The organism is Haemophilus seminalis (genome assembly GCF_006384255.1).
GTDB classification, from domain to species: Bacteria; Pseudomonadota; Gammaproteobacteria; order Enterobacterales; family Pasteurellaceae; genus Haemophilus; species Haemophilus seminalis.
Genome location: NZ_VCED01000003.1, coordinates 363,651 through 389,275, shown reverse-complemented (window position 1 = coordinate 389,275; position 25,625 = coordinate 363,651). Strand labels below are relative to the sequence as shown.

At 38.5% G+C, this 25,625-nt stretch carries 24 protein-coding genes; 13 read left to right on the top strand and 11 right to left on the bottom strand.

Annotated features, from left to right (window positions below; all coding sequences use genetic code 11):
* A partial coding sequence (locus FE813_RS06260; RefSeq protein WP_180978694.1) for a YadA family autotransporter adhesin occupies positions 1-1,308 on the top strand: 1,308 nt, incomplete at its 5' end.
* Positions 1,309-1,416: 108 nt separating this feature from the next.
* Here the strand turns inward: FE813_RS06260 and FE813_RS06255 are convergent.
* Positions 1,417-1,635: an HP1242/YdcH family protein gene (locus FE813_RS06255; protein WP_139989896.1), complete on the bottom strand. Its 219-nt coding sequence runs from the start codon at positions 1,633-1,635 to the stop codon at positions 1,417-1,419.
* 120 nt (positions 1,636-1,755) lie between these two features.
* Positions 1,756-2,514 carry a hypothetical protein gene (locus FE813_RS06250; RefSeq protein ID WP_139989895.1) on the bottom strand — a complete coding sequence of 253 codons (759 nt, stop codon included), beginning with the start codon at positions 2,512-2,514 and terminating at the stop codon, positions 1,756-1,758.
* 169 nt (positions 2,515-2,683) lie between these two features.
* On the opposite strand from FE813_RS06250, the gene serS reads away from it, so the two are divergent.
* Positions 2,684-3,973, top strand: a complete 1,290-nt coding sequence (gene serS, locus FE813_RS06245; RefSeq protein ID WP_139989894.1) for a serine--tRNA ligase — start codon at positions 2,684-2,686, stop codon at positions 3,971-3,973.
* A 52-nt stretch (positions 3,974-4,025) separates the two neighbouring features.
* Here the strand turns inward: serS and selD are convergent, their stop codons facing one another.
* The 8 genes from selD to seqA form a co-directional block, all read right to left on the bottom strand.
* The gene (gene selD / locus FE813_RS06240) at positions 4,026-5,066 is read right to left on the bottom strand and encodes a selenide, water dikinase SelD (protein ID WP_139989893.1); all 1,041 of its coding nucleotides are present in this window, start codon (positions 5,064-5,066) and stop codon (positions 4,026-4,028) included.
* A 57-nt stretch (positions 5,067-5,123) separates the two neighbouring features.
* The gene (lpxM, locus tag FE813_RS06235; protein WP_139989892.1) at positions 5,124-6,080 is read right to left on the bottom strand and encodes a lauroyl-Kdo(2)-lipid IV(A) myristoyltransferase; all 957 of its coding nucleotides are present in this window, start codon (positions 6,078-6,080) and stop codon (positions 5,124-5,126) included.
* Between the two features lie 46 nt (positions 6,081-6,126).
* Complete coding sequence (locus FE813_RS06230; protein ID WP_005646646.1) at positions 6,127-6,894, bottom strand: TSUP family transporter; 768 nt, start codon at positions 6,892-6,894, stop codon at positions 6,127-6,129.
* Positions 6,895-6,911: 17 nt separating this feature from the next.
* Entirely contained in the window at positions 6,912-7,772 is an 861-nt protein-coding gene (mepA, locus tag FE813_RS06225) for a penicillin-insensitive murein endopeptidase (protein ID WP_139989910.1), read from the bottom strand.
* A 146-nt stretch (positions 7,773-7,918) separates the two neighbouring features.
* Positions 7,919-8,992, bottom strand: coding sequence for a chorismate synthase (gene aroC, locus FE813_RS06220; protein ID WP_139989891.1), 1,074 nt, complete (start codon positions 8,990-8,992; stop codon positions 7,919-7,921).
* Positions 8,993-9,003: 11 nt separating this feature from the next.
* A complete protein-coding gene (gene mscK, locus FE813_RS06215; protein WP_139989890.1) occupies positions 9,004-12,342 on the bottom strand; it encodes a mechanosensitive channel MscK in 3,339 nt (1,112 codons plus the stop codon).
* A gap of 16 nt (positions 12,343-12,358) precedes the next feature.
* On the bottom strand, positions 12,359-13,720 hold the full coding sequence (gene menE, locus FE813_RS06210; RefSeq protein ID WP_139989909.1) for an o-succinylbenzoate--CoA ligase: 1,362 nt from the start codon (positions 13,718-13,720) through the stop codon (positions 12,359-12,361).
* Positions 13,721-13,722: 2 nt separating this feature from the next.
* Positions 13,723-14,334 (bottom strand): replication initiation negative regulator SeqA, encoded by a 612-nt coding sequence (gene seqA / locus FE813_RS06205; protein ID WP_139989889.1) that lies wholly within the window; start codon positions 14,332-14,334, stop codon positions 13,723-13,725.
* A 69-nt stretch (positions 14,335-14,403) separates the two neighbouring features.
* On the opposite strand from seqA, the gene FE813_RS06200 reads away from it, so the two are divergent.
* From FE813_RS06200 to fur, 3 genes are all read left to right on the top strand, one after another.
* A complete protein-coding gene (locus FE813_RS06200; protein ID WP_139989888.1) occupies positions 14,404-15,186 on the top strand; it encodes an alpha/beta fold hydrolase in 783 nt (260 codons plus the stop codon).
* Between the two features lie 98 nt (positions 15,187-15,284).
* Positions 15,285-15,809 (top strand): flavodoxin FldA, encoded by a 525-nt coding sequence (fldA, locus tag FE813_RS06195; protein ID WP_005629135.1) that lies wholly within the window; start codon positions 15,285-15,287, stop codon positions 15,807-15,809.
* Between the two features lie 29 nt (positions 15,810-15,838).
* Complete coding sequence (gene fur, locus FE813_RS06190) at positions 15,839-16,279, top strand: ferric iron uptake transcriptional regulator (protein ID WP_048954146.1); 441 nt, start codon at positions 15,839-15,841, stop codon at positions 16,277-16,279.
* A 134-nt stretch (positions 16,280-16,413) separates the two neighbouring features.
* On the opposite strand, the gene cysS is transcribed toward fur, so the two are convergent.
* On the bottom strand, positions 16,414-17,793 hold the full coding sequence (cysS, locus tag FE813_RS06185; RefSeq protein WP_139989887.1) for a cysteine--tRNA ligase: 1,380 nt from the start codon (positions 17,791-17,793) through the stop codon (positions 16,414-16,416).
* Positions 17,794-17,895: 102 nt separating this feature from the next.
* On the opposite strand from cysS, the gene FE813_RS06180 reads away from it, so the two are divergent.
* The 8 genes from FE813_RS06180 (at position 17,896) to tatA (ending at position 25,624) form a co-directional block, all read left to right on the top strand.
* Positions 17,896-18,405, top strand: a complete 510-nt coding sequence (locus FE813_RS06180) for a peptidylprolyl isomerase (RefSeq protein ID WP_005634038.1) — start codon at positions 17,896-17,898, stop codon at positions 18,403-18,405.
* A gap of 54 nt (positions 18,406-18,459) precedes the next feature.
* Positions 18,460-19,248 (top strand): TatD family hydrolase, encoded by a 789-nt coding sequence (locus FE813_RS06175; protein ID WP_032803514.1) that lies wholly within the window; start codon positions 18,460-18,462, stop codon positions 19,246-19,248.
* Positions 19,249-19,359: 111 nt separating this feature from the next.
* Complete coding sequence (locus FE813_RS06170; RefSeq protein WP_139989886.1) at positions 19,360-20,487, top strand: acyl-CoA dehydrogenase family protein; 1,128 nt, start codon at positions 19,360-19,362, stop codon at positions 20,485-20,487.
* 13 nt (positions 20,488-20,500) lie between these two features.
* Positions 20,501-21,307, top strand: coding sequence for a phosphate/phosphite/phosphonate ABC transporter substrate-binding protein (locus tag FE813_RS06165; RefSeq protein WP_009766753.1), 807 nt, complete (start codon positions 20,501-20,503; stop codon positions 21,305-21,307).
* A gap of 53 nt (positions 21,308-21,360) precedes the next feature.
* Positions 21,361-22,530 (top strand): cobalamin-independent methionine synthase II family protein, encoded by a 1,170-nt coding sequence (locus FE813_RS06160; RefSeq protein WP_139989885.1) that lies wholly within the window; start codon positions 21,361-21,363, stop codon positions 22,528-22,530.
* A complete protein-coding gene (locus FE813_RS06155; RefSeq protein ID WP_139989884.1) occupies positions 22,523-22,987 on the top strand; it encodes an OsmC family protein in 465 nt (154 codons plus the stop codon). Before FE813_RS06160 ends, FE813_RS06155 begins: the two co-directional genes overlap by 8 nt.
* A gap of 250 nt (positions 22,988-23,237) precedes the next feature.
* Complete coding sequence (locus FE813_RS06150; RefSeq protein WP_180978693.1) at positions 23,238-25,265, top strand: BCCT family transporter; 2,028 nt, start codon at positions 23,238-23,240, stop codon at positions 25,263-25,265.
* 128 nt (positions 25,266-25,393) lie between these two features.
* Complete coding sequence (gene tatA / locus FE813_RS06145; protein ID WP_139989883.1) at positions 25,394-25,624, top strand: twin-arginine translocase TatA/TatE family subunit; 231 nt, start codon at positions 25,394-25,396, stop codon at positions 25,622-25,624.
* The last annotated feature ends 1 nt before the right edge of the window (position 25,625 follow it).

Sequence of the window (25,625 nt, the reverse complement as noted above, 5' to 3'; positions counted from 1 at the left end):
TACGTCAATACTGAAACCGGTGACGTCTTCGTTAAGAATAACAACACATGGGGCAAAGAAGGCAACATCAAAGGACCTAAAGGTGCGGATGGAGCGCAAGGACCTCAAGGACGTGATGGCCGCGACGGTAAAGATGTCTTGAACGGCAAAGTAGATCCAACAACCGAAGGTAAAGACGGCGATAAATACGTCAATACTGAAACCGGTGACGTCTTCGTTAAGAATAACAACACATGGGGCAAAGAAGGCAACATCAAAGGACCTAAAGGTGAAGACGGAGCTGTAGGACCGCAAGGACCAAAAGGTGAACAAGGTCCTCAAGGTGCTAAAGGTGAAACAGGTGCTGCAGGTCAAAATGGTAAAGACGGCATAACACCTACTGTAACCACTAAAGAAGGTCCAAATGGTACGCACATCGTCACTATTACTACTGGTGATAAGAAAACTGGCGAATTTACCGTAAAAGATGGTGCGAAAGGTGAAAAAGGTGAAACTGGCGCTGCTGGTCAAAATGGTAAAGACGGTCTAACACCTACTGTAAGTACTAAAGACAATAAAGATGGTACGCATACCGTCACGTTTACTACTGATGGTAAGGAAACTGCCAAATTTACCGTAAAAGATGGTAAAGATGGTAAAGACGCTAATAGTTCAGATGATGGCTTGAAATTTACCGGCAATAATGAAGTTGTGAATAACAATAAGCTTAATAGCAAAGTTATGATCAAAGGCGAAGGTGTTTCTAAAGTGAAATCAGAAACATTCAAATCAGCTAAAGGTAATATCAATGTGAAAGCAGATGGTAACGCAACTTTAGAAATGCAATTAGCCAAAGATATTGATCTTGGTAACGACGGTTCCGTCACTACTGGTAATACCGTTGTCAATAATGATGGTATTAAAATAAATAATGCGGATCCAAACAAAACTGTTTCTGTAACTGAAAACGGCTTGAATAACGGTGGTAATAGAATTATTAACGTTGCTCCAGGCGTCGAAGGCACAGATGCAGTGAATGTGAACCAATTAAGAGGTGCGGTCAATAATATTCATAATGATATGAATAAAATGGATAAAAGACTCAGCGCGGGTATTGCAGGCGCAATGTCCTCAGCTAACTTATATCAAGCCACCTCTTCAGGTAAATCTATGCTTTCAGCTGGCGCTGGTACGTATAGAGGAGAAAGCGCAGTTGCAGTAGGTTACTCTCGCTTATCAGATAATGGTAAATTTGGGGTAAGATTCTCCGCGAATACAAACTCTCGTGGAGATGCAGGTGCTGCAGCAAGTGTTGGTTACCAATGGTAATCTAGCTTTTACCAAAAAAGCCTAATTATAAACCGCACTTTAAGTGCGGTTTATTTATAGGGAGAATTTATTTCGATAATAAAAAACCGGCATCAGCCGGTTTTTTTACTATTCTTGTGATTTTTTCTTGAGATATTCATAAAGCTCATCTTTAATCCGTAATTTTTCTTTTTTCAAAACCTCAATTTCCATATGAGTGGCGAGCTGAATGTTTTCCTGCATATTCTTAATTTCATGATCTAATTCGTTATGCTTTTCAAAAAGACGATCGAAATAAGCATCATTACTTTTAAGTTTGGTGATTAATTCTCGGTATTCGGGAAACATAGCATTGCTCCTATAGTGGTTTTAACTGATTTCAGTTTACTACATTCGCCCCAAATAAACAGAAGACGATCTTAAAAATTTGACAACGATCACAAAAATTTATTTCTTGCAAATAGCCCTTTATTCTTTTGCTTTTTTATTTCTTCCAGCACCTAAAATCAGCATAGCTAACAAACTAAGAATAATTCCAAAGCCAGCACCAATACCCGTTGAGATAACATAAGATTTCTCTGCAATCACAAGATTAGGCTGTTGAACAAAATGAAATGCCACCAAATTATTATCTAACGGTTGAACAGATTGCATCATTTTCAATTTATTTTCCCAAGAAACATCAATTTTGGCGTCTGCAGCATTTTTCACTTGTTCAAATAAAGATTTCCATTTTGTAATCAATTCATTATTTAATGTTTGGCGCGCTTGATTATTCACATAACGAATGTATTCCACAAAAAGTTGATCCACTTCTTCACGATCAAAAGAAGACAGGGTTAATTGATCAAGATTATTTTCTTGGGAAAATTTAAAATGTGATGTAATCTGCTGAATCGTTTGATTTTCAACTTTAGCCCTCGCTTTCACAAAATCAGATTGATTTAAAAAAGCGATTAATTGAGCGGGTGAATTAAGAATTTTTGTAAATTCATGATAGGCAGAATTGGTCGCCTTGCGTTCAATCTTTGTAGCATCCACTGCATCCGCATCACCGCTAACTAAACTGTATGTAGAAAAAAGAGAAAAATAATTACCCAGTTCGCTCATTTTTGGCGCTTCAAATTGCGCGCTAACCTGCCATTTTGTCGGGTGAAAATGCGCCCCAGCAAAACCAAGCCCAGCACCGATAATCATAAATAGAAAAGAAAGAATAAATTTTCTCATAACCCACCTAAAAATTTGATTAAATTAGCGCGAATTTTAGCACAAAGTGCGGTGTATTTTTCTTTATTTTCAGAATCTCGCTTTTCACTAGGCTTTTAACTGGTTTATTTCAACAACGTGCGATAGAATAAAACCGTTTTCATTTCAACGAAAAAAGTAAGGAAATACCATGATCGATCCAAATTTACTCCGTAATAATTTAGCGGAAGTCGCAGAAAAATTAAAAGTAAAACGTAACTTTATTCTTGATACAGAAAAACTCACCTCATTAGAAGAACAACGCAAGAACTTACAAGTCACTACCGAAAATTTACAAGCTGAACGTAATACTCGTTCCAAAGCCATTGGCGCTGCTAAAGCCCGTGGTGAAGATATCGCACCATTATTGGCCGAAGTGGATGATATGGGCAACCAATTGACTGAAGCAAAAGCACAATTAGATGCAGTACTTGCGGAAATCAATCAAATTACATTAAGTATTCCAAATCTACCCGCAGACGAAGTGCCATTAGGTAAAGATGACACCGAAAATAAAGAAATCTTACGTTGGGGTACACCACGTACATTTGATTTTGAAGTGAAAGATCATGTCACGTTGGGTGAAGAAACAAATGGCTTAGATTTTGCTGCAGGGGCTAAATTAGCTGGTGCGCGTTTTGCCGTAATGAAAGGTCAAATCGCCAAAATGCACCGCGCATTGGCACAATTCATGTTAGATCTTCATACTGAACAACACGGTTATTTAGAAACCTATGTGCCTTATTTAGTGAATCACGCAACACTTTATGGAACAGGTCAATTACCAAAATTCGGTGAAGATTTATTCCATACTTTAGCCTTAGAAGGCGAACAACCTTATGCATTAATTCCAACCGCAGAAGTACCTGTTACTAATTTAGTGCGTGATGTAATTATTGATGAAGCAGAATTACCAATAAAAATGACCGCACATACGCCATGTTTCCGTTCTGAAGCAGGCTCTTACGGTCGTGATACACGCGGTTTAATTCGTATGCACCAATTTGATAAAGTGGAAATGGTACAAATCGTTGATCCAGATAAATCTATGGAAGCACTTGAAGAATTAACAGGTCATGCGGAAAAAGTATTGCAATTATTAAATTTACCATACCGTAAAGTTTTACTTTGTACAGGCGATATGGGCTTTGGTTCTTGCAAAACTTACGACTTAGAAGTTTGGGTGCCTGCACAAAATACTTATCGCGAAATTTCTTCTTGCTCAAATATGTGGGATTTCCAAGCTCGCCGTATGCAAGCACGTTGTAAAGCAAAAGGCGATAAGAAAACGCGCTTAGTGCATACCTTAAATGGTTCTGGCTTGGCTGTTGGTCGTACTTTAGTAGCTGTGCTTGAGAACTATCAAAATGCAGATGGTTCAATTACCGTGCCAGAAGTGCTACGTCCATATATGGGCGGATTAGAAGTTATCGGAAAATAATCCTTCTATAAAATAAAAAAAGCGTGGATTTTAAAATTTCCACGCTTTTTTATTAAGCTATTTCAACGACGACATCGAGTTCTGATTTAGGTTTTAATTCCCCCACTTCATATAAATCAATGCCCGCATCCTTGGCTATTTCAATTACCGTTTGAACGCTATTAGGCTCAACTGCCACTAATAAACCACCTGATGTTTGAGGATCGCACAAAATCGCTTTTTGTTCTTCTGTCAATACCCCAACTTTATGTCCATAACTGTCAAAATTACGCCCTGTTCCACCGGGTACGCAACCTTGAGCAATATAATCTTTTACACCGTCCAAGGTTTTAATTTTGTCCGAAAAAACTACCGCACTTAGATTTGAACCTTCACAGATTTCAATTAAATGACCAAGTAAACCAAATCCTGTGACATCCGTCATTGCGGTGACACCATCCACTTGGGAAAATTGACTGCCAATAGAATTCATTTGGCACATAGCAGCAGTGGCTAAACCTTGATGTTCTGGCTTAAGTTTTCCTTTTTTCTCCGCCGTCGTCAAAATACCAATACCAAGCGGTTTCGTCATATAAAGCTTACAACCTGATTTTGCAGACGCATTACGTTTCACTTTTTCAGTGTCAATCACGCCTGTCACGGCTAAACCAAAAATAGGTTCAGGCGAATCAATGGAATGTCCCCCCGCCAAAGCAATACCCGCTTGATGGCAAGCAAAGCGACCACCATCAACAATTTTTTGTGCAACTTCTGCAGGTAATACGTTGGTTGGAAAACCTAAAATAGCGATTCCCATGATCGGCTTACCGCCCATAGCAAAAATATCACTGATGGCATTGGTCGCGGCAATTCGTCCAAAATCAAAAGGATCATCTACAATCGGCATGAAAAAGTCGGTGGTACTGATAATTGCAGTTCCATTACCAAGATCATACACCGCCGCATCGTCTGCGGTTTCATTGCCGACGAGCAAATTTGGATCATAAAATTTTTCCAGTTCTGAATGTAAAATTGTCCCTAACACCTTAGGCGAAATTTTACAGCCTCAACCTGCACCATGGCTGTATTGCGTCAGCCGAATTTTTTCTTCCATTTCTTATTTACCTTGTTGAATATCCGTTTTCGAGAATATGGCTTTCAAACCCTATTCTTAATCATAAAGATCTTCGCCATCCTTTCTTGTACGCAATAATTGCAAAATCCAAACATATTGCTCTGGCGCTGGCATAACAAAAGATTCTATTTCTTCATTCATTGCTCGGGCTGATTGCTCCGGATCATCACTTAAGTTCATTGCGGGATGAATTTCCATTTCATATTTGCCAGCCTCAGCGTTATAACGAGGAAACATTGGAATAACAACGGCTTTAGACAGCTTTGCAATTTTATTTAATCCCGGCAATGTCGCTTTATAAGTTCCAAAGAAATCAACAAATACGCTTTGCTCCGCACCAAAATCTTCATCTGGTAAGTAATAACCCATTTCGCCTTTACGAACATGATTTAAAAAAGGTTTAATACCATTTTGGCGAGCATGCATTTTTCCGCCGAAACGTTGGCGTGTAATCGTCCAAAGCCAATCGACCAATGGATTTCGGTGTGGATTATACATAGAAGTCATTGGCATGCCTTGAGTATGCAAAATAATGCCAGACGCATCAATCGCCCAGCCATGTGGCACCATAAGAATAATATTCTTACCCTCAGCTTTTGCCTGTTCAATATGTTCAAGACCAATAAATTCGCTGCGTTTTTGCAAATGTTTCTTTGAACGGATGGCAATCTCACCAATACCAAACATAACTTGAGCGACGACCGCAAACATTTTATCAATGACTTGCTCACGTTGTTGTTCAGTCCAATGAGGGAAACAATATTGCAAGTTAGTTTGCGCGCGCGTACGCTGTTTCTTTGCTTTATGCCCAATCCAAATACCTAATTTTCCCGCAAATTTATCGCGCAGACGAAAAGGCACAAATGCTAACAACAATAAAAAGAAAATACCGAGCCAAATTCCCCAATATTGAGGCTTTAAATACGACCATGAAAAGTGCGCTTCATAGCCCACTCTCGCCGTTAAACGTAAATTTTGTTGATTATCTGACATAATAAAATGAAATTAATTTTAACCGCACTTTTACTCGCTTTCCGAACTAAAAATGAAACCAGCCCTGATCGTAAACCATTTTAGCCGTCATCATAAAAGACATGATAACAACCATAGGTCGAATCAAGGTTTTACCTTTCGTCATCACCATTTTGGCGCCTAAATTTGCGCCTAAAATACTCCCAGCCATCATCACGAATCCCACTTTCCAAAGAATTTGTCCCCCCAATAAGAAAAGCGCAAAAGAAGCAAGATTCGAAGTGAAATTCATCACTTTTGCATGTGCCGTCGCTTTCGGGAGATTAAATCCTAGCAAAGTAACACAGGCTAAACTCATGATTGAGCCAGTCCCGGGCCCAAAGAAGCCATCATAAAAACCTAAAAATGGGCTAACTAAAAGACCAAATAACAGATAACTTAAACGCTGTTTTCGATCTTCATCACCTAATTTAGGGGTAAATAAAAAATATAGACCAATGGCTAAAATCAAAAAAGGCAGAATTTTTTTGAAAATCGCCACATCAATTGATTGAATTAATAATGTACCTAGGGCAGAACCTAAGAAAACCCAAATCAAAATAAACCAAATATCGCGTAAATTAACCGCTCTTTTTCGCAAAAAATAAAGGCTTGCTGATAATGCGCCCCCCATAGCTTGCAATTTATTGGTACCTAACGCCATTGCAGGTGGCATACCTGTCATGAGCAACGCTGGAATGGTGATTAATCCACCACCGCCAGCAATTGCATCGATAAATGATGCGACAAAACCAACACAAAACAATATTGCTAAAAGATCAATTCCGATATCCATATTGATTTACCTTAATTCTATTCTAACCATTCACTCCGATTCGGTGAGTTCAAAATTTGTTGGCACAAAAACGGCTCTGGTGGTGTAACTTTAGGTTTGCTCACTGAAGTGCCTGGTTTTGGTGGTTCAAACCAAGAATATAATTCGTCTCCACAACCATCACCAGCAGGAACGGGGGCTTGATTTTCACAATAAGGCGCATCTGCTGGGCAAGTTAAACGAACATGAAAATGAGAGTCGTGTCCATACCAAGGACGAACTTTGTGTAGCCAACCGCGATCATTGCCTGCGATTTGGCATAATTTTACCTTAATCGCGGGATTAACAAAAATACGTGTCACACTTGGATCTTGCGCGGCTAACTTGATTAACATCGCATGATTGCTATTCCATACGCGTTCATCCACTCGTTGCGCCTTTCTATCTACAACTAATAAAGCTTTACCATCAGAATTCAGCGCATCGGCGTCTGACATTTTGCCCATTCTTAACCAAATATCCGCATCTAATCCCATCTGATGGCTAGCGTGACCAGTTAAAAATCGTCCCCCACCCGGCATGGCAATATCTCCCACTAACATCGTTGGCAACCCAGCAGCTTTAGCGCGTTGTCCCAGACGTTCAAGATACTGAATCATATTTGGGTGGCCATAATAACGATTGCGATTCATACGAATCACTTGGTAACCTTCCCCTTTTGGCGGTAATGCTTTCGCCCCAATAATACACCCATTGGTATAACTACCAATAGGTTTTGCTTTCCCATCGTCACTTGGAATGGGACGTTTCACTTTTTGCCAATCTAGAGGAGACGCAACAACGTTCAGAGAGAAAAGTGCGGTAAAAATTATAGTTGTTTTTAATAAAATTTTATTCATTCTAATATTATCATCAATAGTTTCATCGTCGATAAATATACCCACGATAAAAAATAACTCCCCTTTGAGGAACATGCATTGCTCAAAGGGGTAACATCAAAGCTTATCTAGGAGATAGCAACCTAGCCTTAAATATTACATTAAGATCACTTACACTGTGCCTTAAAACGTAATAGATGATCTAATAAGACAATCGCCATCATGGCTTCTGCGATGGGTACAGCACGAATACCCACACAAGGATCGTGTCGACCTTTTGTTACAACCTCTACGGCTTCACCATTAAGATTGATTGAACGACCAGGAATTGTAATACTTGAAGTCGGTTTTAGCGCAATCGTGGCGATAATCGGTTGAGCAGAACTAATTCCGCCTAAAATGCCACCTGCATGATTGCTTGCAAATCCATCTGGGGTCATTTCATCACGATGTTCACTTCCACGTTGCTCAACCACAGCAAAACCATCACCAATTTCGACGCCTTTTACTGCATTAATGCCCATTAATGCATGGGCAAGATCCGCATCTAAACGGTCAAATACTGGCTCGCCTAATCCTACGGGCACATTTTCAGCGATAACCGTAAGTTTAGCACCAATAGAATCCCCTTCTTTTTTAAGTTCACGGATCAATTCATCGAATTTTTCTACCGCACTTTCATCAGGACAAAAGAATGGATTGCTGTTTACCTTTTCCCAATCTATGTCTCCGATAGTCTGCGGTGCAATTTTCACATGACCGATTTGACTTAAAAAACCGCGGACTTCAATACCAAAATGTTCACGTAAATATTTCTTCGCAATCGCTCCCGCAGCAACCCGCATCGCTGTTTCACGCGCTGACGAACGCCCACCACCACGGTAATCACGGATGCCATATTTTTGCTGATAGGTAAAGTCTGCATGACCTGGGCGGAAACGATCTTTAATGTCACCATAATCTTGAGAACGCTGATCTGCATTTTTAATGATCATCCCAATACTTGTGCCTGTCGTTTTTCCTTCAAACACACCAGATAAAATTTGAACTTCATCATCCTCACGACGCGGCGTGGTATATCGTGATGTCCCTGGTTTACGACGATCTAAATCTGGCTGAATATCTTTCTCAGATAATTCGAGATTTGGCGGTACCCCATCAACGATACAGCCTAATGCAATACCATGTGACTCCCCAAAGGTTGTCACACGAAAAAGTTGTCCTATTGTGTTACCCGCCATATTACTTCTCTTTAATTAGTTTTAGTTAATTTTTCCATATTAATGAATGGAATCTCTTCACCCGTGTCTTTATTTTTAATAAAGATATCCAATTGATTGAAAGCAATGTCTATATTATTTTCTTTAAACAATTGATTTACACGACGATTTAATAAATCAAGCGTATCATTACGATCTGAAATCTGTCCGACATAAACTCGTAACTCATGGTCTAAAGTGCTTGCACCAAAATTTAAAAACAACGCTCTTGGCTCAGGCTCTTTTAAAACGCTCGGCAATTCATGAGCAGCTTGTAACAACAAACGTTTTACTAATTCTAAATCGGAGTTATAAGCAACCCCCACAGAGATGACTAAACGAGTAATGGTATTTGATAATGCCCAGTTCGTCACTTGCCCTGTGACAAACGATTTATTCGGCACAATCACTTCTTTTCTATCAGGATCAATCATTGTAATTGCACGAATACGGATTTTTGCCACTGTACCGGTGACACCGTTTATCGTAACGGTATCGCCCACTCGAATTGGGCGTTCAAATAATAAAATAATCCCGGACACAAAGTTTGCAAAGATTTCTTGCATACCAAAGCCCAAACCAACTGAAAGGGCAGCAAACAACCATTGCAATTTAGACCACGAAATGCCTAATGTAGCAAATGCCCACGCACCACCAACCGCAACTAAAACATAGGTTAATAATGTAGTAATAGTATAAGGCGTGCCTTGTGAAAGTTTAACCCGTGAGAAAATTAGTACTTCTAAAATACCTGAAATATTGCGTACTAACACATAAGTAATCCCTACAATAACCAAGGCAACGAGAAGATTAAATAAAGTAATACTTTCCATCACTGTGCCAGCTTCAGTAGTCGTCGTTTGCTGCCATAAGGTCACTTCACGCAAATAACTTGCCACTGTTACAAGATCTGACCAAACATAGTAGAAAATGCCAAACAAAGCAGTCCAAATGAAAAGATCCGCAAAACGCAATAATTGGCTACGCACTTCATTCAGCGCTAAGCCTTCTTCTTTTTCATTAAGAACAAGCTCATCGGATGTTGAGCCTTCATTGATGCTTGCCCGTTTCTGATTACGTTTTTCTTCTAAACGGCGATGAGCCAAGCGACGAGAAGATACAGTTATACCACGATAAATCACTTGACGAATTAACCACCACACACACCATGCAATATAAGAATTAATCAAATGCTGTATTAAATTCAACGCAGTGTAATAGTATCCCAACGCAACTAATATGACTAAGCCAACAGGAATAATCTGTAAACCGAATTGAACGATTTTGACAATAATGTGATTATGGCTTTTTTTCTCATCTTCGTAAGAACGTAGCACATTTTTGAAACGTGGTGCGATGATAATAATGCAGAACAACAATGAAACTATCGTATTCACCTGTCCAATCACATCATTTGCTAATCCATAATCAGTCACATTACTAAATACTGATGTATTCAGTAATAAAACAACCGCTACAACAATACGTTTAATTACACTTTGAAAACGCACCGCACTTTGTTGAGAAAATTCAAAGTGTCGGACAAAAATCCCATTCGGGCGGAATAAAGAAAGCCAAAACGTGAAGAACCACCAATAGCCAGCCATACTAAACGACCAATCCCAAAACTCAGTTGGATTTTTCATAAAGAAGAAGCCAAGCATTTGACAAACTGCTAAGAACCATAAAGTTCCTGAAAGCGTTAAAAATGCAGTAAGCAATAAAGCTTGTGGTGTATTCCACTGATTATCATATTTTAATCGGTTAATTTCGCCGTTAATTTTTGACAGTCGTTGTTTGATGCGATCTTTGAATTTAAAAATAGCGCCACCCACGACAAACAAGCCCAAGCAGTACATCAGTAAGTAAGGCAAGTTACTGTAATTTGTGGGTAAACCAATTTTTTTCACAATACCATCAACTTGCGCCATAAAGGCTCGAGGCAATTGAGCAAACCAATCTAAATTAATAGGATTATTGCTTTTAACCCAGAAACTTTGTTGCTCCAATTTTGATTGAATTTGATCACTAATTTGAGTAATTTGTTGCTGAGTAAGCTCTAAAGAAATAGCTAAATTAAGTTGATTATTCAATGACTTAATTAAGTCAGAAGCCATTTTACGACGTTCAGTTAGCAAATTAACTAATTGTGTTTTTTCAGCGTGAGTAAATTTCTCACCTTCATCTGATTCGACTTTGGCAATATAGGCATCTAAATCGTAAAGTTCATTACGTTTTTGAGTGATATCGAAAATTTGTACGCGCAAATCCGCAATTTGTTTTGATAAACCTTGAATATTTAAGTTCGTCGGTAATTTTTGTTTTTGTTGTTGAATAATACGAGAAAGCACCAACGTACCTTGTAGTGCACTAATTTGCTCTTCGATAGTGTGTTGAGTTTGAGTTAGACTATCAAATACGTTACGCATTCTTAAATCATCTTGCGTCAAGATGTTCGTCTTTTCAGTTTGTTGCAACAAATATTGACTCAACTCAGCATTACGCGCCAATTCTTTCTGAATATAAGTATTTTTCGCACTATTTTGTTGCTGTTGCTGAGCTTGTTCGACTTGGTTTTGAGTTTGCGCCAAGTTTTTCTGATTAATCACTTCTTGGATCGCCACAATTTGTTGTTGTAGCAGTTGCAAACGAGCATTCAACAAATCATAACGACTTTGATAAAGCAATGTGAGCTGATCGCTATTTTTCAATAAATCTTGATTGTAAGCGTTTTTTAAATCAATCAACTGTAATTCTATTTGATTTTTTTGACGTAAAGTTTTTGTAAGATTGCTATCAGCTAATTGTTGATTAATTTCTTGTGTGCGTTTCAAATTCTCAGTAAGACTGGTTTGTGCACGCTCAGATACAGAACTTTGCCCCGCTAATTGAGTATTCGCTTTACTTAATGCTGTTTGGGTTTCCTGCTGTTGAACATTAAGTTTGCTTAATGTAGCCTGTAAATCTGCTAAATTTTGTGCTTGATAATCGACTGATTTAGATTGTTCTAACTGCTTCTTAAACGCCAATAAATCTGCATTATTTTTCTTAATTTCACTATCAGCATGGGCTAAAACATCATGTAAATCTTCATTATTTTTTTGTTGAGTTTGAATGAGTTGCAATAAATCTAAAGAGGTTTGCAATTCATTAATAAGCGCTGTTTTTACATCACCATCAGCCATTTTTTGCACATCAGCTAAATATGCTGTGAGTTCTTGCTCCGTAGGTAATAATATTTTGCTTTTGTTTGCAGCAAATGTTGGATGCACCGTCGCCCAACCAATTAAAGCTGTAGCTAAAAGTGCGGTGAAAAAACGTGATGTTTTCATAAGTTACCTGTATTTTTTATTGTTCGTTTATTTGTTTTGCTAACCAATCGGCAAGCACTTTACGTGATATTTTTATTGCACCAGCAGATAAATCTACTGGCAATTCATAATAAGCTATTGGCTGTTTAAAGCGAGCCAATTTATCTTGTAAAAATTCAGTGAGTTTTTCGACCGCACTTTGGTTAAAGGGTTCATTCAAAGCAACAATCGCAACTGGGCGATAGCCAAATTCATGATCGGCTTTGGGTAAAACAAAAACTTGTTTCACCATAGCATTTTTCAGCATCACTTGCTCTATTTCTTCTGGCTGAATATTTTCACCGCCTGAAATAAACATATTATCAAGTCGTCCAATAATAACCAGTTCGCCCTCTTGCAAAATGCCTTTATCTTTTGTCTGAAGCCAGCCGTCGCTATTCGTTAATGGAAAAATTTGTCGATCTTTCCAATATCCCATCGCCAAACCAGCGCCTTTTAGCCAAATTTCATCATTCACCAAACGATATTCTCGACCTAATAACGGTTGCCCTACGCCTTGTTTTTCATCAGATTTTTTGGCAAAAACCGTAGACGCCATTTCCGTCATGCCGTAGCCAGAATACGTTTCGATACCATATTTCACCATTTTCTGAGTAAGTTCTGTCGGAATATGTGCACCGCCTAGTAAAATATGGCGTGTAGCAAATGAAATGCTCGGATTTTTCTGTAAATAATCTAATAAACGCTGTAATTGCGTTGGCACAAGAGAAACGTGAGTCGCCTCCAATAATGAAACGTAAAAATCCTTTTTCGGAAAATGCAATTCAGCGCCACAACTCAACCAACGCCAAACAATACCTTGACCTGAAACATGATATAACGGCAAGGAAAGTAGCCAAGAATATTCGCTATCAAACTTCATCAATTCACATACGCCCTTTGCATTATCTAAATGCGCTTGAACATTATGCACCACTGCTTTTGACAAGCCTGTTGAGCCAGACGTGAGCGTCATTGTTACAGGGCGAAAGACATCAGCTTTTTGTACAACTGCATCAGCTATTGGAAAATCCCTCAAATCTTCATCATAAAAACAAAAATCGATGTGATGAACATTACACAATTCTGTAATTTTTTCTTGAGGAAACGCAGGGTTAATACCTAGAATTTTTGCACCAAGTTGGATTGTAGCAAGATATAAAAATAAAATGTTTTCTGTATTTTTTCCGACAAAAGCAACCGCACTTTCAGGATTTACACTTTTATTTTGTAAGAAAGAAACAGTTTGGTTCACTTTCTCTGCTACTTGCGCCCAATTAAAAATATCGCCCTGTGCAGTGCGCAAGGCGATTTTATGAGAAAACTTAGGTTGGATAGCAAAGGCTTGCCAAGGATACATCATTAATTTACCGTGAAATATGCCCGCACTTCGTCAATTAAACTTTCAGGCAAATCCATTGATTGCATTGCGCCTTCCAACATCAACATTTTACGGCCACTGTTTGTGTTAGTGATAACCCAATAAGGCGTATCTGGAATTTGTTTTGGTTTTGTATGATTGCCAGTCATTAACAATGTTGCTTCATCTCGAGCAAAATAAACTCGAGTGCGTCCTTGTAAAGATTCTGTGGCTTGCGCAAAACTCTCAGGATTAGTGCGATAAAGCACGCGCAAAATAGCCAAGAAACGCGTAACAGCTTTGCCTTCATCTTGAAATTCTGTCGAGTTCAACAACGTTTGAACTTTTTCTACGATCTGATTAATTGCAGTTATCGGCTGTTTTTTCGTCGGTTTTACACTTTCTGACTTAGCAGGCTCGGTCTGTACTTCTACTTTTGATTCTGTTTTTTCGTTATTTTCAGCCGGAGCAAATGTTAAGTCATCGGCAAAAACACTCGCATGTGCCGGTAAATTAAGCAAACGGCGTAAAATATCCGAAGCACTTTCCCCAATAGAGCGGGTTTGGCTCGCAATGTATTGGTATAATTCTTCATCAACTTCAATGATCTTCATTTTTTTCTCTCTGTTTGCTAGAATTTTTTTAATTATAGCGACTTCTTTACAAATTCTCACGCAAAAATTATGGCAAATTCATTGCTCAATTATCAATTTCATCAAGTAAAACAAACGATTAATTCTCCAACTTTAGTTTTTATTCACGGTTTATTCGGGGATATGAACAACCTTGGCATCATCGCTAGAGCTTTTAGCGAAAATTACAATATTTTACGCGTAGATCTGCGCAATCACGGCCATAGTTTTCATTCGGAAAAAATGAATTATCCACTTATGGCTGAAGATGTTATCGCGGTAATCCGCCACTTAAATTTATCCAAAGTGATATTAATTGGTCATTCTATGGGGGGAAAAACCGCCATGAAAATCACCGCACTTTGCCCAGAATTAGTCGAGAAATTAATTGTAATTGATATGTCCCCCCTGCCTTACGAAGGATTTGGACATAAAGATGTGTTTAATGGCTTGTTCTCTGTAAAAAATGCTGCCCCTCAAACTCGTCAAAAAGCTAAACCGCTATTAGAAAAGGAAATTGATGATCAGGATGTCGTGCAATTTATGCTGAAATCTTTTGAGCCCAGTTCACCTGATTATTTTCGGTTTAATCTCACCGCACTTTTCAACAATTACGCTACCATTATGGATTGGGAAAAAGTGCATGTACTCACGCCGACGCTGTTTATCAAAGGCGGAAATTCTTCTTATATAAAAATAGAGAATAGCGACAAAATTTTAGAACAATTTCCTCATGCGACGTCTTTTACTATTAGTGGTTGTGGACATTGGGTGCATGCTGAAAAACCTGAATTTGTTATACGTGCGATAGAGCGATTTGTAAATAAGAATTAATTAATTTAAATGAGAATACTTTTGTAGTATACTCCCACACAATTTAGGGAATATCCCCTATTTATAATCAATACGTTAAATTTTAAAAGGAAAGAAAAATGGCAGTTGTTGGTCTATTTTATGGCAGTGACACAGGCAATACCGAAAACATCGCAAAAATGATCCAAAAACAATTAGGTAATGACTTAATCGATATTCGTGATATTGCAAAAAGTAGCAAAGAAGATATTGAAGCATATGATTTCTTACTTTTCGGTATTCCGACTTGGTATTACGGCGAAGCACAAGCTGACTGGGATGATTTTTTCCCAACGTTAGAAGAAATCGATTTTACAGATAAACTCGTAGGTATTTTCGGCTGTGGCGATCAAGAAGACTATGCTGATTATTTCTGTGATGCTATCGGCACCGTGCGCGACATCGTAGAACCGCGCGGCGCAATTATTGTGGGTAACTGGCCAACTGAAGGCTATACTTTTGAAGCGTCAAAAGCATTATTAGAAGATGGAACTTTCATTGGGTTGTGTATTGATGAAGACCGCCAACCTGAACTCACAGCAGAACGTGTAGAAAAATGGTGTAAACAAATTTACGATGAAATGTGTTTAGCCGAGCTCGCTTAAAATTTTTCACATAAAAGGAAGGGAACTTTATGTCTGAAGAAAACATTAAATTACTTAAAAAAGCTGGATTAAAAATTACTGAACCTCGTTTAACCATTCTTGCTTTAATGCAAAATCACAAAAATGAGCATTTTTCTGCAGAAGATGTATATAAGATTTTACTTGAACAAGGTAGTGAAATTGGGCTTGCAACGGTTTATCGTGTACTTAATCAATTTGACGAAGCACACATTTTAATCCGTCATAATTTTGAAGGAAATAAATCAGTATTTGAATTAGCTCCGGTAGAGCACCACGATCACATTATCTGCGAAGATTGCGGAAAAGTCTTTGAATTCACAGATAATATCATTGAACAACGCCAACGCGAAATTAGCGAACAATATGGTATTAAATTAAAAGCTCACAGTTTATACCTTTACGGTAAGTGTAGTGACATCAATAAATGTGATGAAAACTCAAATAAATAATCTCAGCAAGGCGACTAAAAGTCGCCTTTCTTTTTTCCATTTATCAATTTCAATAAAAATACCCAATCGCTTCTCTAACCTACTTCATTGGTCAGTTTTTGAATCTAAATGTGATTCGATAGGCAATAAACTTATTATTGCTTACGCCAAGTTGTTCCATTCGGACCATCTTCTAATACGATGCCCATAGCGGTAAGCTCATTACGCGCAGCATCTGCAGCTGCCCAATCTTTAGCAGTGCGGGCTTCATTGCGTTGTTTAATCAGAGCCTCAATTTTCGCCACTTCATCATCGTTAGAACCGGCTTGTAAGAATTTTTCTGGTTCTTGCTGAAGTAATCCTAAAATCGCCCCCAATTCACGCAAACGTGCAGCAAGTCCATTAGCTTTCCCAACATCTTCTGTTTTTAACTTATTAATTTCACGCGCCATTTCAAATAAAACAGAAAGTGCATTTGGCGTATTAAAATCATCATCCATTGCTTCACGGAAAGTTGCCACAAAATTTTCTCCGCCAAAAGCAACCGCACTTTGATCTGTTCCGCGTAAAGCCGTGTACAAACGTTCCAACGCACCTTGCGCTAAATTCAAGTTTTCTTCGCTATAATTGAGCTGGCTACGATAATGTGCCGTTAATAAGAAATAACGTACAGCCTCTGCATTATAGTGATTTAATACATCACGAATAGTGAAGAAATTGCCGAGGGATTTCGACATTTTTTCTTTATCCACCATAATCATGCCAGAATGGATCCAATAATTCACATATTGACCGCCATGCGCACAGCAAGATTGTGCAATTTCATTTTCGTGGTGAGGGAACATTAAATCAGAGCCACCACCGTGAATATCAAAATGTTCACCAAGTTGTTTGCAGTTCATCGCCGAACATTCAATGTGCCAACCAGGACGACCTGCACCCCAAGGGGAAGACCAACTTGGTTCGTTTTCTTTCGACATTTTCCAAAGCACGAAATCCATTGGATTTTTCTTGATTTCATTAATTTCAATACGTGCACCAGCTTGTAATTGCTCAAGATCTTGACGAGATAATTTTCCGTATTCTTTGAAGCTTTCTACATCAAACATCACATCGCCATTATCCGCAACATAAGCATGTCCACGTTTAATTAATTTTTCCACAATTTCAATGATTTCAGGAATATGATGGGTTGCGCGAGGTTCAAAATCAGGGCGTAATACATTAAGTGCATCAAAATCTTTATACATTTCCAGCACCATACGATCCACAAGTTGATCGCAGGTTTCTTTGTTTTCTAACGCACGTTTAATAATTTTGTCATCTACGTCCGTAATATTACGCACATAAGTTAAATCGTAACCCAAAGAACGTAAATAACGAGCAATCACATCAAAACACACAAAAGTGCGTCCATGGCCGATATGGCACAAATCATAAACAGTGACGCCACAAACATACATTCCCACTTTATTTTCGTGGATAGGTTTAAAGATTTCTTTTTCTCTCGTTAAGGTATTGAAAATTTTTAGCATTTTTAAGCTCGTAAAATGAAATAAAAACAAACCGCACTTTTATAGCACTTTTACCTCGATTGTGGAATAATACGACCCTTAATTTTTCAGAAGGAAAACAAAATGGTTACGTTACACACAAACTTTGGCGACATTAAAATTAAATTGGATTTTGATAAAGCTCCAGTTACAGCAGAAAACTTCTTAAATTACTGCAAAGACGGTTTTTATAATAACACAATTTTTCACCGTGTTATTGATGGCTTTATGATTCAAGGCGGCGGTATGGAAAGCGGTATGCGCGAAAAAGCAACCAAAGCACCAATCCAAAATGAAGCAAATAATCGTTTAAGTAACAAACGTGGAACCATTGCAATGGCTCGCACTTCAGATCCACATTCAGCGACCGCACAATTCTTCATTAACGTGGCAGATAATGATTTCTTAAATTATCGTTCAAAAGAAATGTTTGGCCGCGAAGTCGTTCAAGAATGGGGCTATGCGGTATTTGGTGAAGTGGTTGAAGGTATGGATGTTGTGGATAAAATTAAAAAAGTGAAAACAGGCAACAAAGGCTTTCATCAAGATGTTCCAACTGAAGATGTAGTGATTACATCGGTTTCAGTAGAATAATTATGAATGGCGGATAAATTCCGCCATTTTTTATCGACCTAAAGGAAAATGCTCATGCCTTTCTTCGACACTCACACACATCTTGATTATCTCCAACAATTTACTGGGGAGCCTTTGTCACAGCTTGTTGATAATGCAAAGCAAGCCGATGTGCAAAAAATACTGGTTGTGGCGGTGAAAGAAGCTGATTTTAAAACAATCCAAAATATGACCGCACTTTTTCCTGATAATTTGTACTATGGGCTTGGGTTACATCCTCTTTATATTCAAGAACACGCCGAAAATGATTTAATTCTATTAGAACAAGTCTTAAAAAATCGTAATGCAAATTGCACGGCGGTGGCAGAAATTGGTTTAGAACGCGCAATTCCAGATTTGCTCACCGATGAACTTTGGGCAAAACAATGTCATTTTTTTGAAAGCCAACTTTATTTGGCAAAGCAATTTAATTTACCCGTCAACATTCACAGTCGAAAAACCCATGATCAAATTTTTACTTTTTTAAAACGTATTCCATTATCTAAACTTGGCGTGGTACACGGTTTTTCAGGAAGCTACGATCAAGCAAAACGCTTTGTTGATTTAGGCTATAAAATCGGGGTTGGTGGCACCATCACTTATGAACGCGCCAATAAAACTCGTCAAGCAATCGCGAAGTTGCCGCTTGATGCCTTAGTGTTGGAAACAGACAGTCCAGATATGCCTGTATTTGGTTTTCAAGGCCAACCTAATCGACCAGAACGTATTGTGGAAAGTTTCAAAGCTCTTTGTACCTTAAGAAATGAACCTGCGGAATTGATTAAAAAAGTTACATGGGAAAATGCTTGCCAGATTTTTTCTTGATCCACGTCACATTACTGAAATTATTTTGAATTAAATACTAGAAAAAAGAAACTGAGCATAATAATATCCGCCTCGTAGAAAGTTTTTCTCAACACACAATAAGGATATATTATGTCGCAAATCTATACTCAGGTGAGAAAGTTAGCGGAACAGTTTATTGAGCCTTACGCCGACGAACTCGATCAAAAAAAAGAATTTCCTGTTCAGGCATTTAAGGAATTAGGTAAAGCTGGTTGGTTTTCACTTTTAATTCCAAAAGAATACGGCGGAATGGGATTAACCCTAAAAGAACACGCTGAAGTCTGTATGGCATTAGCTGAAAGTTCAGCTTCTGCTGGTCTCTGTTACATGATGAGTAACGTTGCAGTGAATTGTTTAAATCTATTCGGCAGCGATCAACTCAAACAAAAAATCTTTTCTGACATTGTTCAAAATCAAACATTTGCCGCACTCGCCTATAGTGAATTAGGCACGGGTACTCACTTCTATATTACCGATGCAACCGCACAATTTAATGCTGAACATGCAGTATTCAATGGCTTAAAATCTATGGTGACATCTGGCAATTATGCTTCTTATTATTTAGCACTTTTGCCTTCCGAAAATGGTGAAACTATTGATAACTGGGTGCTTCCACTTGGTACTCAAGGCTTAACTTTTGAAGCCGATAGCTGGAATGGCTTAGGTATGCGTAGCAATGTCTCTTGCTTTATGCGAATGACCAATATGCCATTAGATCGTAGCTGGCGTATTGGCGAAGTTGGCGCAGGCGCAGAACAAGTATTTGGTGGCATTGCACCCGCCTTTATTTGTGGTTTGGCTGCTGTCTATAGCGGCGTCTGTAAAGCCGTGCTTACTGAGGCAATTAAACATTCAACACACCGTAAATACACATCGGGCACTGCACTAGCCGAAATCGAAACCGTGCAAATTCACTTAGCTAAAATCTATGCAAATACGAATGCGGCTGTATGTGCTACGCGAGATGCGGCTCGTGCAGCCACAGAAGGTGATGCAGATGCATTGGCTAAATTATTAGCCGCCCGAATTCTCGCGAGCGAAAACGCGATTATTCTTGCTCAAATTGGTATGCGTATTGGCGGTGGCAAGGCCTATAACAAAATGGGACCAATGGAACGCTATTTACGCGATGCATTAGCAAGCCAAGTGATGGCGCCAAGTGTCGATGTGCTAAATATTTGGTTAGGTAAAGCCATTACAGGTCAACAAATTCCATAAAGTGCGGTGAAAAATGAGTGAAAAATTAAAAATCGGGGCGGTAATCTACGCCCCACAAGTGACAGTTATTTGGGGCATTATTGCAGACTTTTTCGAAAAAGAAGGTTTCCCTATTGAACCCGTGTATTTCAAAGACTACAAAGGGCAAGTTGATGCGTTACTCAATAATGAAATTGATGTGGCGTGGAACTCTCCCCTAGCTTGGCTAGATGGTTACTTGCGTAGTGGTGGTAAAACCTTAAATGGAGCCATGCGTGATACCGACCAAGATCGTCAAAGCTATTTAGTTGTTAATGATCCAAACATCCAATCTATTGAAGATTTGAAAAATAAAACTATTGCTTTTGGTGCGATAGATTCTCCACAAGCGCGGTTAATTCCAATCGAGTTTTTACATCAACATGGCTTGGAGTTTGGTCAAGATTATGTAGAAAAACGCTTTGATGTGGGTGTTGGTTTGCACGGCGATCATGTAGGCGGTGAATTAGATGCAGCTAATGCATTAAAAGATCGTCAAGTCGCGGCAACATGGATGCTAGATTTCAACTTTGAACGTTGGACAAAAGATGGCACACTCGATCCAGCAACAGTTCGAGTACTCGCAAAAACACCATCATTTGACCATTGTATTTTCAGTGGGCGCGTGGGATTAGATGAAACCAAATTCAATGCATTCACCGAAACCTTGTTCAAAATGGATTACAACAATCCAGAACATAAAGAAATGATGGATTTGGAAGGATTAAAACGTTGGGTTGCGGGTAGAACAAAAGGTTTTGCTCAATTACAAGCTGCCAATGAATATTTAAAATTCTTTTAAGATCAATATGTCATGATGGGCGTGTAATAAACGCCCATCATTGTGGATTTTCTATGAAACCTTTCACAACTTCCCTTTTAGGCTCAATGCCTCGTAGCCAAACACTTTTGATGGCGCGTAAAAAGCACGCACTAGGCAAAATAACCACTACAGAGCTTGAACAAATCGTTGTTCAAGAAACAAAACAAATTGTCGAACTTCAACAACGTACTGGCATTGATATCATCACGAGTGGCGAATTACTTCGCGACAATTACCTTTCTTTTATTGCACAAAAAATTCAAGGCGCGACCTTAATGAGCATGAGTGAAATGCTCGATCACATTAAAGAAAAGCAAATTTTTGAGTCAATGCTAGAAACCTTGGATGTTCCCGCACTTTCCATAAAAAATGCTATTTGCGTGGGAAAAATCAATTACAAACAATCTTTAGCAGCAGATGAAATGTTGCTACTGAAAAATCTAACTAGGCAGCCAATTAAAGCAACCTTGCCAGGGCCTTACTTAATGGCTCGCTCCATGTGGCTTTCGCCTGTGTCAGGGCAACATTATTCATCAAAAGAAGAAATGGCAAAAGATGTTGTTGCTATCTTAAAGCAAGAAATTGATTATTTATGTGAGCTAGGCGTAAGTGTAGTTCAATTTGATGAGCCTGTTTTAACAGAAGTTATTTTTAGCCATCATCAAACACGTTCATTTATGTGTGCGGCGTTAAGCGAAAAACAAGATTTTGCTGCGGAACTACAGTTTGCAAAAAGTTTAATTACTCAAATCTTTGAGTATGCAAGAAATAAAAATATCAAAACCGCATTACATGTATGCCGAGGCAACTGGAGCAAAGATGAAGGCGTATTACTGCGCGGGCCTTATACATCATTAGTGGATTTATTTGAATCGGCATTACCTGATATTTTAATGCTCGAATTTTCTACGCCAAGAGCGGGAGAATTAAGTTCGTTATTAGAAAGTGAAATCTTAAGACAAAAATGTATTTTAGGCTTAGGCGTCATCAATCCTCGTTCTGATGAAGTAGAAACCGTAGCGCAGATTGTTCAGCGCGCAGAAAAAGCCTTAAATTACCTTCCACCAGAGCAAATTTGGCTAAATCCAGATTGTGGATTTGCCACTTTTTCTAACCGCCCTTTAAATGGATTTGACATTATTGAAACCAAACTTAAGGTATTAAATGAAGCAAAATCAATATTGAGGGAACATTATGTATAACGTACCTGAAAGTGAATGTTTTACAGCGAAATATCGAGCCGTATTACGCGGAGAAGAAATTAAATTATTCACACCGAATGACAGTATTTCGCTCTATTCACAAGTCAATTTCGATAACCAATCGTTACAAAAAAGTGCGGTAGATTATTTTGCTGTTTCTATTTTAGGTGGCATTTTGAGCAGTGTAAAAGCACATTTTGCTCAACAACGTGCCGATATTGTAGAAATGGAAGGAAAAATTTGGCTCAACCTCGCCAATCCTTTAACCTTACTGGGCGTTCGCGGTTATAATGAACAACCCCAAATAACTGATTGTAAAATTAAGATTTTTATTTCATCTGATTTAGATGATCAAACATTTGCTCACCTCACTCAAACTGCATTAAGAAATTGTTTTATCTATAACACATTAAATAAAATGTTTTCTTTTACCGTCTTGTTTGAGCAAGTGTTGTGATTCATTATATTAGTCAAAAATACAACTTAAACACCATCGATATTTTTCTAATTTGAAATAATTATTACTTTTTGATATAATAAATGAAATTTTGGAAACAATCCTTCATATTCTACTGAGCGTTTCCTTCAAAATCGCACTTCTCCGTGCTGTCATTTGCGATGGTTCCATCGCACCATTTGGGGCTTAAAGCCTTATTTTATTTAATCTGATTTTATTTTTATTCACTTAATTTTTTAAGGGGAAAGCGTTGTCTTTATCTAAATTTATGGAAAAACAAACGTCGTTCAATCCTTTAGTGATTGGTGCAACGTTATTTTTTGTGGTGTTACTTGTCGCAATGATTTTAATCGCACCGGAACAAACACAAATTTTATTAAATGCCGCCAAATCGGGCATTTTTGCCAACTTTAGCTGGTTTTACGTCTTAGCATTCTCAGTATTTTTGGGCTTTTTAGTCATTTTATCGGTCAGTAGCCTAGGTAATATCAAATTAGGCAATGATGAAGAAGAGCCTGAATTCGGTTTTCTCTCTTGGTTGGCAATGTTATTTGCTGCCGGCATGGGTGTAGGGTTGATGTTCTTTGGTGTAGCTGAACCCTTAACGCATTATTTATCTGATATTACCGCGGGTACAGCAGAACACAAACAACAAGAGGCCTTGTTACACACCTTATTCCACTGGGGAATTCATGCGTGGGCGGTGTATGGCACGATTGCGTTGGCATTGGCTTACTTTGGATTCCGTTACAAATTACCTTTGGCATTACGTTCTTGTTTCTATCCGTTATTGAAAGAGCGTATTAATGGCAAGTTAGGCGATCTTATCGACATTATGGCGTTACTTGCCACCTTATTTGGTGTTATCACGACATTAGGTTTTGGTGCATCACAATTGGGTGCAGGCTTACATCAATTAGGCTGGATTAGTGAAAATAGCTTCAGCTTACAAATGGTTGTGATTGCTGTGGTAATGAGTTTAGCGACATTTTCCGCGATTTCTGGCGTAGGGAAAGGGGTAAAAATCTTAAGTGAGCTGAATTTAACATTGGCTTTCTGTTTGTTGATTTTCGTGTTAGTAGCGGGTCCAACACTTTATTTGTTATCCGCTTTCAGCGACAACATCGGAACTTATCTCAGCAACTTAGTACAATTAAGCTTCAAAACCTATGTTTATGAACAAGAACATACTGACTGGTTTAGCGGTTGGACCATTTTGTACTGGGCATGGTGGTGTTCTTGGGCGCCATTTGTCGGTTTATTTATTGCGCGAATCTCGAAAGGACGTACCATTCGCGAATTTATTTTCGGCGTGTTGGTGATTCCTAGCATGTTTGGTATCTTGTGGTTTACCGTATTTGGTAATACAGCCATTTGGTTGAATGATGGTGAAGCTGCAGGTACGTTAGGACAAATGATTTCTTCGCCTGAAACGTTGCTCTTTAAGTTCTTAGATTATTTACCGCTTTCTGGTGTGACGGGTTTAGTGAGTTTAGTGGTGATTTCTTTATTTTTTATCACTTCTGCTGATTCGGGTATTTATGTATTAAACAACATTGCATCACGCGATAAAAGCCTTGCAGCACCTCGTTGGCAGGCCGTGATGTGGGGTGTATTAATGTCAGTCGTCGCCATTGTTTTGATGCAATCAGGTGGCTTAGCTAATCTACAGGCAATGACCTTGTTAGTGGCGTTACCTTTCGCAATGTTGATGTTATTGATGTGTTTTAGTTTATGGAAAGGCTTGAATGCGGACAAAAAATATTTTGATACCAAAGTTAATCCAACCAGTATTTTCTGGACAGGGGATAAGTGGAAAGAACGCTTGGAACAAATGATGAACCAAACGCAAGAAAAAGATATTTTGCGATTCCTTAAGCATACGGTATTACCGGCTATGCGAGAATTACGCCAAGAATTGATTAGCAAATATGACTTGAGCGTGCAAATTAACACGTTATTTGATCAAGATGAGCCTGCAGTCGAGTTAGTCATTCAGAAAGAGTTGATGCGAGACTTTATGTACGGGGTAAAATCTATTGGTCGCGAGGTATCAGAGCAATTAATCAATGATGATAACTTGCCACATATCCAACATAGTTGGACCTATGAGCCATACACCTATTTCTTTGATGGTCGAGTGGGTTATGATGTGCAATATATGGATCAAGACGAATTGATTGCTGATATGTTGAAACATTATGAACGCTACTTAAGTTTGTTAGATGATGTGGGGCAAGAATTGATGGCGCATGAGCAAACAGAACTGGCTGAATAATAAGACTAAAGTGCGGTTGAAAATAACCTTCTTTTTGACCGCACTTTTAAAATTACCTCTTGAGACCAATGCATAAAAAGAGTATATTCAAGCCCAAATTTTCAATTTAATTCTAACGGAGTTTTTCTATGTTTGGTTTATCCCCAGCACAAATGATTATTTTATTAGTCGTGATTTTATTAGTATTTGGTACTAAAAAGTTACGCAATGCGGGCTCTGATCTTGGTGCAGCAGTAAAAGGTTTTAAAAAAGCAATGTCTGATGACGAGCCTAAAAAAGATGCTGAGTTTACCCAAATTAAAGACGCTACGACAACCGCTGAAAAAACTGAAACTGTAAAAGATAAAGAACAGGCATAAC